Annotated in this window: 16 protein-coding genes; 9 read left to right on the forward strand and 7 right to left on the reverse strand. The window is 43.5% G+C overall.

What is annotated here, in order from left to right; translation table 11 throughout:
- The first annotated feature begins 55 nt into the window (after nucleotides 1-55).
- On the forward strand, nucleotides 56-817 hold the full coding sequence (locus BJP37_RS25380) for a hypothetical protein (RefSeq protein ID WP_075902975.1): 762 nt from the start codon (nucleotides 56-58) through the stop codon (nucleotides 815-817).
- Here BJP37_RS25380 and BJP37_RS41520 read toward each other — a convergent pair.
- The 5 genes from BJP37_RS41520 to BJP37_RS37390 all read right to left on the reverse strand — a co-directional run bounded on the left by BJP37_RS41520 (nucleotide 783) and on the right by BJP37_RS37390 (nucleotide 2,725).
- The gene (locus tag BJP37_RS41520; protein WP_198954179.1) at nucleotides 783-1,079 is read right to left on the reverse strand and encodes a hypothetical protein; all 297 of its coding nucleotides are present in this window, start codon (nucleotides 1,077-1,079) and stop codon (nucleotides 783-785) included. The genes BJP37_RS25380 and BJP37_RS41520 overlap by 35 nt on opposite strands.
- Nucleotides 1,072-1,317, reverse strand: a complete 246-nt coding sequence (locus BJP37_RS25390) for a hypothetical protein (protein ID WP_075902977.1) — start codon at nucleotides 1,315-1,317, stop codon at nucleotides 1,072-1,074. Before BJP37_RS25390 ends, BJP37_RS41520 begins: the two co-directional genes overlap by 8 nt.
- Before the next feature lie 80 nt (nucleotides 1,318-1,397).
- Nucleotides 1,398-1,850 (reverse strand): DUF4760 domain-containing protein, encoded by a 453-nt coding sequence (locus BJP37_RS25395; RefSeq protein ID WP_075902979.1) that lies wholly within the window; start codon nucleotides 1,848-1,850, stop codon nucleotides 1,398-1,400.
- A gap of 377 nt (nucleotides 1,851-2,227) precedes the next feature.
- Nucleotides 2,228-2,428, reverse strand: a complete 201-nt coding sequence (locus tag BJP37_RS25400) for a hypothetical protein (RefSeq protein WP_075902981.1) — start codon at nucleotides 2,426-2,428, stop codon at nucleotides 2,228-2,230.
- Nucleotides 2,429-2,524: 96 nt separating this feature from the next.
- Entirely contained in the window at nucleotides 2,525-2,725 is a 201-nt protein-coding gene (locus tag BJP37_RS37390) for a hypothetical protein (protein WP_143727784.1), read from the reverse strand.
- A gap of 84 nt (nucleotides 2,726-2,809) precedes the next feature.
- On the opposite strand from BJP37_RS37390, the gene BJP37_RS43930 reads away from it, so the two are divergent.
- The 3 genes from BJP37_RS43930 to BJP37_RS25415 all read left to right on the forward strand — a co-directional run bounded on the left by BJP37_RS43930 (nucleotide 2,810) and on the right by BJP37_RS25415 (nucleotide 4,670).
- A complete protein-coding gene (locus tag BJP37_RS43930) occupies nucleotides 2,810-2,944 on the forward strand; it encodes a hypothetical protein (RefSeq protein WP_269087065.1) in 135 nt (44 codons plus the stop codon).
- A gap of 123 nt (nucleotides 2,945-3,067) precedes the next feature.
- Nucleotides 3,068-4,033: a trypsin-like serine peptidase gene (locus BJP37_RS25410; RefSeq protein WP_075902985.1), complete on the forward strand. Its 966-nt coding sequence runs from the start codon at nucleotides 3,068-3,070 to the stop codon at nucleotides 4,031-4,033.
- Nucleotides 4,034-4,268: 235 nt separating this feature from the next.
- Nucleotides 4,269-4,670: a hypothetical protein gene (locus tag BJP37_RS25415; RefSeq protein WP_075902987.1), complete on the forward strand. Its 402-nt coding sequence runs from the start codon at nucleotides 4,269-4,271 to the stop codon at nucleotides 4,668-4,670.
- Nucleotides 4,671-4,698: 28 nt separating this feature from the next.
- Here BJP37_RS25415 and BJP37_RS40050 read toward each other — a convergent pair whose 3' ends face one another.
- Nucleotides 4,699-4,869 carry a hypothetical protein gene (locus tag BJP37_RS40050; RefSeq protein WP_158069769.1) on the reverse strand — a complete coding sequence of 57 codons (171 nt, stop codon included), beginning with the start codon at nucleotides 4,867-4,869 and terminating at the stop codon, nucleotides 4,699-4,701.
- 34 nt (nucleotides 4,870-4,903) lie between these two features.
- The gene (locus BJP37_RS25420) at nucleotides 4,904-6,586 is read right to left on the reverse strand and encodes a dipeptide ABC transporter ATP-binding protein (RefSeq protein ID WP_075902988.1); all 1,683 of its coding nucleotides are present in this window, start codon (nucleotides 6,584-6,586) and stop codon (nucleotides 4,904-4,906) included.
- 192 nt (nucleotides 6,587-6,778) lie between these two features.
- On the opposite strand from BJP37_RS25420, the gene BJP37_RS25425 reads away from it, so the two are divergent.
- The 5 genes from BJP37_RS25425 (at nucleotide 6,779) to BJP37_RS25445 (ending at nucleotide 13,425) form a co-directional block, all read left to right on the forward strand.
- A complete protein-coding gene (locus BJP37_RS25425; RefSeq protein WP_075902990.1) occupies nucleotides 6,779-8,308 on the forward strand; it encodes an efflux RND transporter periplasmic adaptor subunit in 1,530 nt (509 codons plus the stop codon).
- A gap of 305 nt (nucleotides 8,309-8,613) precedes the next feature.
- The gene (locus tag BJP37_RS25430; RefSeq protein ID WP_075902992.1) at nucleotides 8,614-11,856 is read left to right on the forward strand and encodes an efflux RND transporter permease subunit; all 3,243 of its coding nucleotides are present in this window, start codon (nucleotides 8,614-8,616) and stop codon (nucleotides 11,854-11,856) included.
- Nucleotides 11,857-11,939: 83 nt separating this feature from the next.
- A complete protein-coding gene (locus tag BJP37_RS25435; RefSeq protein WP_075902994.1) occupies nucleotides 11,940-12,272 on the forward strand; it encodes a DUF433 domain-containing protein in 333 nt (110 codons plus the stop codon).
- Between the two features lie 6 nt (nucleotides 12,273-12,278).
- A complete protein-coding gene (locus BJP37_RS25440) occupies nucleotides 12,279-12,632 on the forward strand; it encodes a DUF5615 family PIN-like protein (protein ID WP_075902996.1) in 354 nt (117 codons plus the stop codon).
- A gap of 181 nt (nucleotides 12,633-12,813) precedes the next feature.
- Nucleotides 12,814-13,425 carry a Uma2 family endonuclease gene (locus BJP37_RS25445; RefSeq protein ID WP_075902998.1) on the forward strand — a complete coding sequence of 204 codons (612 nt, stop codon included), beginning with the start codon at nucleotides 12,814-12,816 and terminating at the stop codon, nucleotides 13,423-13,425.
- Nucleotides 13,426-13,635 lie beyond the last annotated feature (210 nt).

The following is a 13,635-nucleotide window of genomic DNA, read 5'->3' on the forward strand; positions in this document are numbered from 1 at the left end:
ATAACTGCGATAAATGCTTTATTTAATCATTAACTTATCAGTCAGGAAGCATATTATGCCTAAAATAATTCAGAACAAATCCACACTATTACTAACAATGGTCGTGCTAGTCTGTTCTTCTGCACTGCCTATTAATGCAATAGTAAAAAGACCTCAGTCTGATCAGCAGTTATCCCAGTCTCAAGGCCAGCTAATTACGTTAAAATGGGGTGATATCTGGGAGAGATTGCGACGTAAAAAAGGTAAAGGGGGCTCAAGAGGGAGGTCAAGATCTGAGCATCCTATTGAGCAAACTCTCTGCATGCTCACTCCTGGTCAGCTATCAGATCGTGACGGGAATTCTAATCATAAAGGAAGCTTAGAAATTTGGAGTGAGCAACCCCTATTCCTATGGCAAGGAGAAATGAAAGGTATTGAGGTGCGTGAAATGCGTACTAATCAACAATTGTGGGAGCAATCCTTAGAGCCTACTACTACTAGTATCGTTTATCAAGGGAAGCCCTTACAACCAGGTAAAGCTTACTTTTGGCGGAATACAATTCCTTTAAACGAACTTCCTACTAAGAGAATTTTTCGTTTAATGAATGACGAAAAGCGTAATCAAATCACCGCTGACTTAACTGCATTAGAAAGTAATCTGAAAGCTCAAGATGCGAGTGCTGATCAGATTGCTCTGAAACGAATTAACTATTTCATCAACAAACAACTTTGGTCAGATGCATTACGGGAAATTTATCGGATGCCTAATCCTCCAGCTGAGGTAACTGATCTTATTGATAAGATTAACAATAAGGCTCATGATTTTTGTAGGGAATAGGGAATAGGGAATAGGGAGAATCGTAGGGTGGGCATTGCTGATGAAGATCATTATTGAACGCCGAGCAATTACATGGGCAATGCCCACCAATCGACTTACCCACACGCAAACGAAATTCAGGACGACCTTTTAAGGATTTAATATCCAGCGTCGAAGGATTATAAATTAAGGTATCTAACGCATTAATAATCCGAATTTGATCATGGTTTGGCATTCGCATTAAATAGCGTTCAGCTTGTTTTAATAGAATATAGTCAATCAAAATTATCTCCAAATAACTTACGCTTTAAATCTTTAGATGAAATTCCTTTATCGTTACCGGAGCGATAATTTTCCCAAGCTTCTTGACTTTGAATAATTTCTGTAATTGGAATGGTTTCTTCCTCTCCTTCTACTTCTATCCCTTGATTAACTAAGACTTTTAATTCATCTAGTAATCGTAGTTGGTCAGAGAGACTAAGAGAATGAATTTGATTAAGTACCTGATTGTAATTTGTCATAGTTATAAGTTGTAGTGTTTTTGGCAAGGGTTATTGAATTTTAATATAATCTAAAAAAAAATTTGCTTTTTTGGAGATGTCTATTTTCTATTAAAACTTCGTATGTCTCTGGCAAATTTTTCTAAGTTATGACCTATGCTATATCCCTGAGAACGTCGCCAAGCAATATAAAATCTTAACCTGTCCCAATAATAAGGTATAAAAGGATTCCAAATATCAAATGCCATCTTATTGTGAATTGCTCCAAATCGGTAAGCAATAGAAATCTGATTGCAGAAACTCAGGAAAACTTTTACTTTAGTGTGCAATTCAGTATCTTCTTGTAGCTGAAGTAGGCGAGCATTATCATCATCTGAAGAGTCTAACCAAGCATCCACATCAACCCTTGTTTCTATCATTGAGGGATCACTCAAGTGCTGCATATAAGACATGGTTCTACTGAGCTTGAATTGTCTTAAAGAAACTAGGAAGCCTATTGCAGCCAAAAAAGCTCCGATAATTGATCCAAAATCTACAAGAGTATCAAGCTTCATAATCAAACTAATAGTTAAGTTTATCTTACTGAAACCTAACTTATATAACGGTTGGCATTTAAATAAATTATACTATAAAATTCCGTAAGATTGATTGTTTTACAAAAATTAACATTTACATAAAATTGATTACTGGGAATAAAACAGCGCTACCAAAAGTAAAAAAAAATAGCCGTATAAATACTATCCACGGCTATTTAAATGACCTATGTCAATGAGTTTCCAAACCCAACCTGATGTATTCGATGTAATTGGCCAAAAGCCAAGCTACAGTAACAGATTCGAGCCTTTGGTCGGGGGGAAAACCCCCCATAAATTTAGCGATGCAGCGCGGTCTTGGGGGTTTTCCCCATGAGCGACTGCATCAAGACAAGGTGTTATGGCAACAGCCAATACTTCATCATTTTAGTAATTACTTCCCCTGGAACCTCAGTCGGCTCAAGAGGAGTCCATTCCGCAATCTCTGCATAGCCCAATTTATAAAGCATTTGGATACTATAGATTACTGCTTCACGAGAGCCTTTCAGAGTGTGCTCAACAGGTTGTTTATTGAAGTTTGACTTAAAGTCTTTTGACATAGATTAACACTTGAACTCGTTCGGTTTTTTTTGATTATTGTAATGATTATAAAAATAGTTGTCAAGGGTTTTAAAAAGTTTTTTTTTTGGGAAGTTTTAGGGGGAATAAAAAAAAGCGATCGCACAAGCGCGGAAGCTTCGCTTCATCGCGTAGCGTGACCAAAGGTCAATCGCACAGCGTTTATTTATAATCGGCAGTCGAATCGTAGGGTGGGCATTGCTGATTAAGATCATGATTGAACGCCGAGCAATGAAATAGGCAATGCCCACCAATCCACAATAATGTAGGGTGGGCATTGGTTCAGAAACCAGCCATGGGTACCCTGGTTGGTGGGCATTGCTGAGATCAATTTGGGCAGGATTTGGGTAAGTAAACCGGCAATGCCCACCCTACAGAATGCTTTGGTGGGCATTGCTGAGATCAATTTGGACAGGATTTGGGTAAGTAAACCGGCAATGGCCACCCTACAGAATGCTCCCGATTCTAAATTCTCAATTCTAAATTCTCAATTCTAAATTCCCTGCTCCCCATAAGTACCCGCAAGGGTACTGTCAACCCTAGTGCAGCCTTGCGATTATGTACATGGAAAGAACATTCAATTGAGTTCTTTTTAGTAGTTAATTGTAAGGAGAATGGTTATGTCAGAAACTGAAAGAGTTTCCAATCAAACCAACCAAGCAAACAATCAAACCAACCAAGCAAAGGAAATAGAACTCGACGATCAGCAGCTCCATGAAATCACTTCCAGCGAAACTCAATCCCAGTCAATAGATTACGAAGACGAATTTGAGGGAATCATGGGTCGCGGTGAAATCGAAGCAGTACCCGGATTCAATAAATCCCGAGCTCTTAATGAGGGTTTGGATTTCGAGAAAACAATTGACGTCACAGAGGATTTGAAAAATCTTCCAGATGCTGGTGCTGAAGAATTCCAAATACCGGAGTCAGTAATTGGTAGTGACGACCGCATCCGCATTTCCCCAGCTAGTACTATTCCCTGGCGATGGATTTGCCAGTTAATCGTTACCAAAGCTAATGGGAAGCGGTACAAGTGTTCTGGCTGGTTGATTGGACCACGGACAGTAATAACTTCTGGACACTGCGTTTATAGCCATATTACTGGTGGTTGGGCCAAGAAAATTGAGGTTATTCCTGGTATGGATGAAAAGGAAGCTCCCTTCGGCTCCCAAGTTACCACCTCCTTCCGCAGTGTAAAAGGCTGGACACAAGAACAAGATGATGACTTCGATTACGGAGCAATTATTCTACCGGATGACACCCTAGGTAACCGAGTCGGCTGGTTCGGATTTATGAATCTATCCGACGAGTTACTGACAAATCTACAGGTAAATAACTCTGGCTACGCTGGTGACAAACCATTTGGCACACAATGGTTCAATGCTGGTCGAATTACCAGCATCAGTGGTCGCAAGCTCTTCTATATGCTCGATACCTATGGCGGTCAAAGCGGTAGCCCAATCTGGCGCTTGCAAGATGGTCAACACCATGTAGTGGGAATTCACGGCCATGCTGGCTTTGAGAACAGTGCTGTCCGCATCACTAAGTCTGTGTTTGATAACATCTCCGCTTGGAAAAATGTCTAATATGTCCGGGACTAATCAGCCGTAAGCTATCAGCTTTTAGTTATCAGTTATCAGTTATCAGCTTATGGGCTACGCCCACGCTACTTGATGTGCTATCAGTTATCAGCTTATGCGCTACGGGCACGCTACGCGAACAGTCAACAGGTGACGGCTGATCGCTAACGGCTGACGGCTGACGGCTGACGACTGACTGCTGACTGCTTACAAATCAACTAACAAAGGACAAAACCGTCAGATGAGTACTAAACTACAAATTCGTTTTAAATCTTTTGTTTTGAGCAGTCTTATCGGATTAAGCCTGCTGTTTTCTGCTTGTAGCGCTCCCCAACCAGACGTTTCACCGAAAAACAATCAGGGTAATAATCCAGATAATAATCCAATAGTTACTTCAACTGATGAACAAATGATTATCGAAGGTAAAATTGTCGCAGTTATGGAAAGTTTCCCTCTACAGTTGAAAGTAGAAACTAAGTCTGGTTCCTATAGTGTACAACTTCTTTCCGATACCAAAATCACTCGCCAAAGAGAAACTGTTGACCCAGGAAAATTAAGTCCTAACCAAAAGGTTCGGATTAAAGGTCAGAGTTCTGGTTCCAGTAAGTCGGCTATGACTGCTGAAACTATTGAAATCCTTTAGTAAGCTATCAGCGGTCAGCGGTCAGCTGTCAGCTTTGTGGAACAGGCTTCCAGCCTGTGAAGCATCGGTCAGCTATCAGCTGATAACTGATAAATAATAGCTGATAAATAATAGCTGATAACTGTTCGCGTAGCGTGCGCGTAGCGCTTAAGCTAAAAGCTGAATGCTGAATGCTGTTCGCGTAGCGTGTGCGTAGCACATATCCTGAATGCTGACCGCTGATAGCTTACAAATCACCTTTGTTTATCTAACAACGGAGCTGCCTCTAGCAAGGTTCTAGTGTAAGGATGCTCAGGATTAGTAAACAGGTCATGAGTTGGTTTCTTTTCAACAATCTGACCTTTATTCATCACGGCGATTCCATCACAGAAAAACCGTGCTACCCAGAGGTCATGAGTAATAAACAAATAGGTAAGATTAAACGCTTCTTTCAACTCCAACATTAATTCTAATACTTGAGTTTGGACACTAGCATCTAGCATACTCACTGGTTCATCACAAATCACCAAACTAGGATGAGTAATCAATGCCCGAGCAATAGCAACCCGTTGTTGTTGTCCTCCAGAAAGGTCAGCGGGATATCGATTATAGTAATCCTCTACAGGCGTTAATCCTACCCGTTCTAGCATTTCATTGACCTGGTTTTTAGCTGCTGTTGAATTAGCCGCTAATTTATGAATAAATAACGGATCGGCAATACTTTCTCCCACAGTCATTAAAGGATTAAGACAAGCATGGGGGTCCTGAAATACCATTTGGATTTTACGACGAATCTCTTGTAGGGAATGTCGATTGAGTGTAGCTAAATTTGTGCCTTCAAACTCAACGGTTCCAGCGGTAGGACGAACTAATTGTAAGATAGTGCGAGATAAAGTACTTTTGCCACAACCGGATTCTCCTACTAGTCCCAAAATTTCCCCAGGATATAAATCAAAGCTGACGTTATCCACAGCTTTGATAACGTTTTTTTCTTGAGATACCAGTTGCTGAATAAAATTGCTTTCTAAGGTATAATATTGCTTGAGATTAGTAACCCTTAGTAAAGGGGTAGGAATCCCAGAGCTGGAATTCCCCTCAGGGTCATTAGTGTCAGTGTCATTAGTGTCAGTGTGGTCTTTAACTGCCTGAAGATGTAGAGCTGCTTCTAAGAGCGATCGCGTATAGTCATGGTTAGGTTGCCACAGAATCTGTTGCACTGGCCCAGTTTCCACCATTTTGCCACCATACATGACCGCAATGCGATCGCAATATTCCCCAATCATGGCCAAATCGTGAGAAATCAGTAACAGTGCCATGTCCCGTTCTCGACAAGCCATTGTTAATTCTTCTAATATCTGTGCCTCTACCGTAACATCCAAGCTGGTGGTGGGTTCATCTGCTACAATTAGCTTGGGATTGAGCAACAACGCTAATGCGATCGCAACCCGTTGCCGCATCCCCCCACTAAATTCATGGGGATATTGAGAGAAGCGATTAGCGGGAATTTTCACCGCATCTAGAGTTTCTAGTACTTTTGCTTTACTCTCACGTCCTGATAACTGGGGTTGGTGAGCTTTGAGGGTTTCTAGGCAGTGTTCCCCTATACTCATCAAAGGATCAAGGCGAGTCATCGGGTCCTGAAACACTAGCGCTACTGCTTCTCCCCGAAACTGCCGCAGCTGTGCAGGAGTTAACTCAAAGACAGACTTTCCAGCGAACCTAACCTGTCCTGTTACTCGGGACCGTTGCGGTAACAACTGCATGATAGCCCGTCCGAGAGTAGACTTACCGCAGCCTGACTCACCCACTAATCCCAGTCGCTCTCCTGAATCTAGCACGAAGGAAACATCATCTACTGCCCAGGTGGGTTTTTCAAGGGATTGGCTGCTAGGATAGGCCACCTGCAAGTTTTCGACACAAAGTAGCGGTGCACTCATTGATTGAATTTTTCTCTCCTAAGGATATAAGAACTTTGATGCCATAACCATTAAATTTTTATTAAAATTTGTAAATCTAGAGTAATTCCTATCTAAGTCAACTGCTCTGATCGACTTAATCAGGCCAGCAGTAGGATTGACCAAAGTTATCCTATAAACATCTTTTTGACATCTTTTTGTCAGGGCATCACCATGGAACCTGTAAATCCCCAAGTGTCTAATCACTATCAGCCAGAGTCAAATTCCCAAAACCAGGAAGAAACCAAAGGCAAATCCTCTGCATGGCTACTGACAGTCCTCTTTTTAGTAGGAGGTCTAGCTTTGTTGCAAATCTCGACAGTACCAGAAACCCCTGTAGCCCAGACGAAAACCAAACAGACACCGCCGCGACCGGTAGAAACTATTCCCCTGACCTTAGGTAAAGGAGTTAAACGGATCCAGTTACTGGGTGAAGTAGAGGCAAGTGAAAAAATCACGATTAAATCTCAGATCGATGGTGTGATACAACAAGTCAAAGTCCGAGAAGGCGATCGCGTTACACCAGGAATGACCATTGCTATTCTTGATGGTGCTGACCAACAGTTAGCCCTCGCCCAAGCTAAGGCAAGGCTTGCTCAGGAAAAAAGTAATCTGGCTCGATTACAAGTGGGAACCCGTCCAGAAATTCTTGCCCAACGGCAAGCAGAACTGGATACTGCTCAAGCTCGGGAACAAGAAGCAAAGGACAACCTTGATGGTATGATAGCCGTCCAACCCAATTTAATTGCCCAACGGCAAGCAGAACTAGATGCGGCTCAAGCTCGGGAACAAGAAGCAAAGGATAACCTAAAACGCATTGAAGCCCTAACTCTGGAAGGAGCTCTCTCTGAACGAGCAAAAGTGGAAGCCGAAAAAGCAGCTGATGCAGCCACCAGTGATCGCTTACGGGCTGAAGCTGCCCTAAGTGCAGAACAAACTAAAACCCAGCAAGAGATTGCTGAAGCCAGAAGTACCCTTGATGCCACCACCAGTGAGCGGTTGCGCATTGCAGCTTTGTTAGCTGAAGCCCAAGTCGGACCAACCCAGGAAGAAATTGATGCCCAGAAAGGGGTAGTAGCAGCAGCTCAGGCAGCGGTTGACCAAGCTCAACTAGCATCAGAACGAGCCACGATTAAAGCCCCTACAACCGGGGTTGTGCAATCCCGCCAGGTTGGCACTGGCAACTATGTTGAAGGTGGCGATGCCATCATTACCTTGGTCAATAATGCTCAATTCGATATCTTTCTAGAAGTACCAGAAAAGTTTACTAATCAGGTCAAACCAGGGATGTATGTGGAATTAACTGCACCGCGAAGTTTACCTAACTGGCAGCAACGAGCAGAGATTACCAGCGTTATGCCTACAGCCAATGCCAACTCACGGCGACAACTAGTAAGGGTAAATCTCAACAATCCCCCAAAAGACTTATTAGCTGGAATGGGAATTCAAGCTACCTTAGATTTACCCATTGATGTAGATCCCAGTTTTGTGATCCCCCGTGATGCCATCATTAAACGAAAAAACCAATCCCTAATCTATACCATTTCCCAAGACAAAGCACAAGAGTTTACCGTAGAAATCTTAGTGGATATGGGGGAAAAACTCCTGATCACTAATCAACAATTACAAGCCAATCAACCCCTAGTTGTGTCAGGGGGTGAAGGTTTAAAAGATGGTTCACCAGTTAACATTACTAATCCTTAATTCCTAATTATCACACCTCTTCCAAACCTTAAAAAATAGTACCGCTGTGCGGAATTCAAAATTCAAAATTCAAAATTCAAAAATATTACATATTTACTGATTAAAGGTTTAATATATAAGAGTTTTGCTATTTTTGAAAACTATATTGATTTCCGCCGTGCTGTATTAGTCTCTAGAATCCTTACCGATTCTAAATTCCCAATTCTAAATTCCCGATTCCCGATTCCCGATTCCCGATTCCCGCATTCTAAATTCGCGCATTCTAAATTCTTTAGTTCCTAAGTTGCCAACTTCGGTGAAATTTGATGAAACTTATCGAAACAGCTGTCCGGTGGCGACACGGAACATTTGTTCTGTTCTGCCTCCTAGCCCTATGTGGCATCTTAGCCCTATTCCAGCTTCCCCTAGAACTTCGACCAGGAGGTGATACTCCAGAAATTACCATTAGCACCTCCTACGCTGGAGCAGGACCGACTGAAGTAGAAGACCTGATTACTAGACCGATCGAAGAACAGCTCGAAGAAGTCACAGGAGTTAAAGAAATTACCAGTAGCTCTCGCTCTGGACGCAGTCGGATTTCTCTCGAATTCAATTGGGGAACAGATATTGATGCTCGCTTAGTAGATGTCTTGAGCAAATTACAACGAGTGTCGTCTCTACCCCCAGAAGCGGGAGACCCCTCTGCTGAAGTGGTCAGTGGTGTTAGCCGTCCCATGATGTGGATTGTCCTAATGCCCAAAGAAGGCTATGATTCTGACCCAGACCATTACCGTGACTTGATTCAAGATGTGATTGTACCCAAGTTACGGCAAGTGGAAGGAGTGGGTCAGATTATTACTCCTGGGGGACGGGAACGGGAAGTGGAGGTGATTGTAGACCCGAAAGCCTTAGCTGACCGCAATCTAACCCTGTCTAATGTCGTCAATACTTTGCGCACTAATAACCGCAATATTCGCGGTGGACCGATGGTAGTGGGAAGACGGGAATACCGAGTCCGCACCGTCAGTCGCTCTGAGGATGTGAAGGAGTTGGAAGGGTTTGTGTTGCGCCGAGACCAATCAGGAATTGTCTACTTGGGCGATGTAGCTGATGTCAAAATTGGTCGCAAGCTTCAAAGTACAGTTCTTGTAGCAAATGACCAACCAACGGCTGGCATTGGTATCGAAAGACGAATTGGTGGCAATGTCCCAGAGATATCTAAGGGAGTCAGAGCCGTACTCAAGGAAATGGAAGCCCAACTGGAACAGCAAGGGGAAGCTGTCCAGTTCTTAATTAACTACGACGAGAATGGCTATATTAACCAATCTATTGCCTTAGTGCAGCAAAATTTGATCATAGGTGCAATACTAGCATCCCTAGTGTTGCTGTTGTTTCTGGGGTCATTGCGCACCGTAGCAGTAATTGCCCTGACTATTCCGGCTACTATTATTACCGTCTTTATTGTCTTAGCCTTGCTGGGTCGCTCTCTGAATGTGATCAGTCTGGCAGGATTAGCATTTGCGGTCGGAATGGTCGTGGATAATGCGATTGTGGTGCTAGAAAATATCTTCACCCACATGCAACGGGGAAAAAATCCGCTCCGAGCTGCTATTGACGGCACTCAAGAAGTGTGGTCAGCCATGCTAGCCTCTACTCTGACTACGGTAGCAGTATTTGCTCCCATTGTTTTAGTCACAGGGGAAGCAGGACAGCTGTTCTTTGATATTGGTATTGCTCTATCGACATCGGTATTGTTTTCCCTGTTTGCAGCTCTGACCCTAGTGCCGATGCTATCGGGACTGTTTCTTAATCAAGGGGAGGCGCAACAGATTTTGCAGGGGATGGGGGATGTCGGCACCCAAGGTTTAGACCCAAAACCATTGCGCCCAAAGCAGCGAAATAGAGGAGCAAAAATCCAAAATGTCCTGGTGCTAGCTGTAGCTAAAACTTCAGCAGTATTTAGAGTATGGCAAGGCAAGCTAGAGAGATTGTTATTAAAAACCGTGCGTTGGTCTCTTGGTGGCAAACGGATCGGAAGGCGTTTGGCTGTGTTGTTGATTCCTGTAGTATTGCTCTTTGTCAGTGTTAGGTTACTTCCCCCCATGGATTACCTACCAGAAGGGAACCGTAATTTAATTATGTGGTTAACGGAACCCTTTCCAGGCACCAGTATTCCAGAATTCCTACGGCTATCCCAACCGGCCAGAAAGTTCTTGGCACAGCAGCCGGAAATTGACCGAACCTTGGTAATAGCAAGCTCGCGACGGAAAATGATTTTAGTCTATCTCAAGCCAGACTTAGCTACTGGTAGGAATCTCGATGACATGGTGAATCGGATGGGAAAGGTAAAGTCCAATTTCCCTGGTTATCGCTTTGTGGTTGCTAGGCGCACTGCCATTTTTCGTAATCCAGGCAAATCCTATACCGTGCGTGTGGTAGGACAAGACCTGGATCAATTAAACCAGTGGGGTCAGGATCTTATTAAGCAATTGCGCCAACTGGATGGTGTGCGCAATGCTCGTTCAAGTTTTGTTACTGGTGCGCCAGAATTACAAGTAATTCCCAATCGAGTGCGACTGGCAGAAGTGGGCTTGTCAGAAGCTGACTTAGGGAGAATGGTTGAAGCTGCTCTCGGTGGGATTAGAGCCTCAGAATTCGTGGATGGTAAACGGGAACTGGATGTGACCGTTGAATTACAACATACCGTTGTCAAAACCCCAGAGCAGTTGCGTCAGTTAGTGATCTATACTCCCAATGGTCAGCAAGTACAATTGGCTGATGTCGCTGAAGTAGTAGATACCACCGGACCCGATCGCATTGACCGAGTGGATTTACAGCGTTCTATTACCCTAACCGTTAGTGTCGAGCGCTCTGCTCCCTTAGGAAAACTAGTTCAACAAACAGAGCAGCAAATTCTCAAACCCTTCCGGAAAAATCTACCTGCTGGCTATCGTGTCGAGTTAGCTGGTTCAGCAGATTTGCTATCAGAAACATTAGTTCAGTTGGGGTCAATCTTTATTCTGTCTTTACTGATTACCTATCTGCTGCTAGTAGCACTCTACCGTTCTTTTCTCTATCCCATCGTAATTATGGCAACCGTACCGATAGGATTAACCGGAGCTTTGTTGAGTTTGGTGATAGTGAACAGAATTCCTGGTGTAGTAGTACCGCTGGATATGATTACTGGGTTGGGATTTGTGATTCTGACTGGAGTTGTGGTGAATAATGCCATCCTTTTAGTAGACCGAGCCTTGCAATTACAGCGAGAAGGAATAGATTACGATACATCCTTGTATAGAGCTGTATGCGATCGCTTACGACCAATATTCATGTCTGCTGGAACTACAGTACTGGGAATGTTACCGTTAGCAGTAATACCAGGGAAAGGAGCTGAATTATATCAAGGATTAGGGATTACCTTAACTGGGGGATTAGCTTTGTCTACATTACTGACACCTACAGTAGTTCCAGCATTGATGGGATTATTAGGAGACTTTAGGGGTCAGAAGCCGAAACCCTCTGAGGTGAATAAGAAAGAAAAATCCCGTGAAATGGTTAGAGTTGATTAATCTGACCTTGCTGATTCAGCAACGCCTATTCCTCATCCTGACTAGGCGTTTGCTACCATATCAAATAGAAACCTGATAACGTCATGACTCTAGCAATTGCCATTGAACCCGCACCAATAGAGACAGATGGCTATGGTGTTGTACGAGTTGCCAAAACTCGCGTCACCCTAGACACTGTTGTGACTGCTTTTCTTGAGGGATGCACGCCAGAGGAAATAGCAGAGCAATATCCATCGCTACAACTACCAGATATCTACTTGGTTATCGGTTACTATCTCAGACATCAAGATGAGGTTCATACCTATCTGGTAGAACGTAAACGTCAGACAGATGCAATTCAGCAGGAGGCTGAACAACGCTTTAATCCCATTGGAATACGCGATCGCTTACTAGCTAGACGCAATCAATCCAGGTAATCCCAAATGGCTCGATTCCTGGCAGATGAAAATTTTAATAACCAAATTGTCCGAGGTCTTCTTCGCCAAAGTCCAGATATTGATATTGTGCGTGTTCAAGATGTGGACTTATCAGGAGCAGATGATCCAACTGTTTTAGCATGGGCTGCTCAAGAAGGACGAATGGTTTTAACTCATGATGTTGCTACGATGATAACTTTCGCATACGAACGTATCCAAGCAGGATTATCTATGCCTGGGTTGTTTGAGGTGAGTCGTCGTGTCCCAATCGGGCTAGCGATAGAGGAAATTATCTTGATTGCTGAGTGCAGCCTTGAGGGAGAGTGGGAAGGACAAGTAAGATTTCTACCTCTACGGTAAATAGGAGTAGTTGCTGCTACCATTACCGTTAAATTACTCAAGTTTCCGAACGGAACGGAGGTGCTAAAATCTCCAATGGTGCGGAGTGACGTGCAGCTTAGTTGGGTTTTTAGGTTAAAAACTGGGTATTTTTGTTAACTAGAATAGAATAAACTCTTTTGTGCGGGAAGTAGAGATCGCCATGAAAGTAGCAACCACACCTGTTGAAACCAATCCCATTGTGTTGAGGATGCCCCCAGCATGGGCTATGGATGATGATCAATTTTTTGAGTTTTGTCAGATTAATCGAGATTTACGAATTGAGCGCACATTAGACGGAAAAATAATTGTTATGCCCCCCACAGGAGGTGAAACATCTCAAAAAAATTCTAACATTAATTTTCAGCTACAGTTGTGGAATCGCCAAACAAAGCTAGGCAAGGTATTTGATTCTTCTGGTGGCTTTAAGCTGCCCAATGGTGCAGAACGTTCCCCTGATGCTTCTTGGGTCAAAAAAGACAGGTGGGAAGCCCTAACGCCTCAACAAAGGAAAAAGTTTATTCCTCTGTGCCCAGATTTTGTGATTGAGTTGCGCTCTCCCAGTGATAGGGTGAAGAGTCTTAAGGAAAAGATGGAAGAGTACAGGTCAAATGGCGCTCTGTTGGGGTGGTTGATTGAGCCAAATAGTCGTCAAGTATATATTTACCGTCCTGGGGTAGAAGTGGAGCAGTTGGACAATCCAGCTACAGTGAAGGGGGATGAATCAGTACTGCCTGGTTTTGTCATGGTCATGGAAGAAGTTTGGGAAGGGTGAACAACGCTTTAATCCCATTGGAATACGCGATCGCTGAAAGCGGGACGCGCGTCCATCGCCTAATAGCTAGGCGCAATCAATCCGGCGTTGCTGAATTAAGGAATGAATGCGGGATCATCTGGTTTTGGTCAAGCCCCCGTGGGTCCCCCAAATTTGCTATCCATTAGGCAAAAGTAGTCGAAACGGTGATAGAGACTAGGATGTAGAAGC

The sequence above is a fragment of the Moorena bouillonii PNG genome (genome assembly GCF_001942495.1).
Lineage (GTDB): Bacteria > Cyanobacteriota > Cyanobacteriia > Cyanobacteriales > Coleofasciculaceae > Moorena > Moorena bouillonii.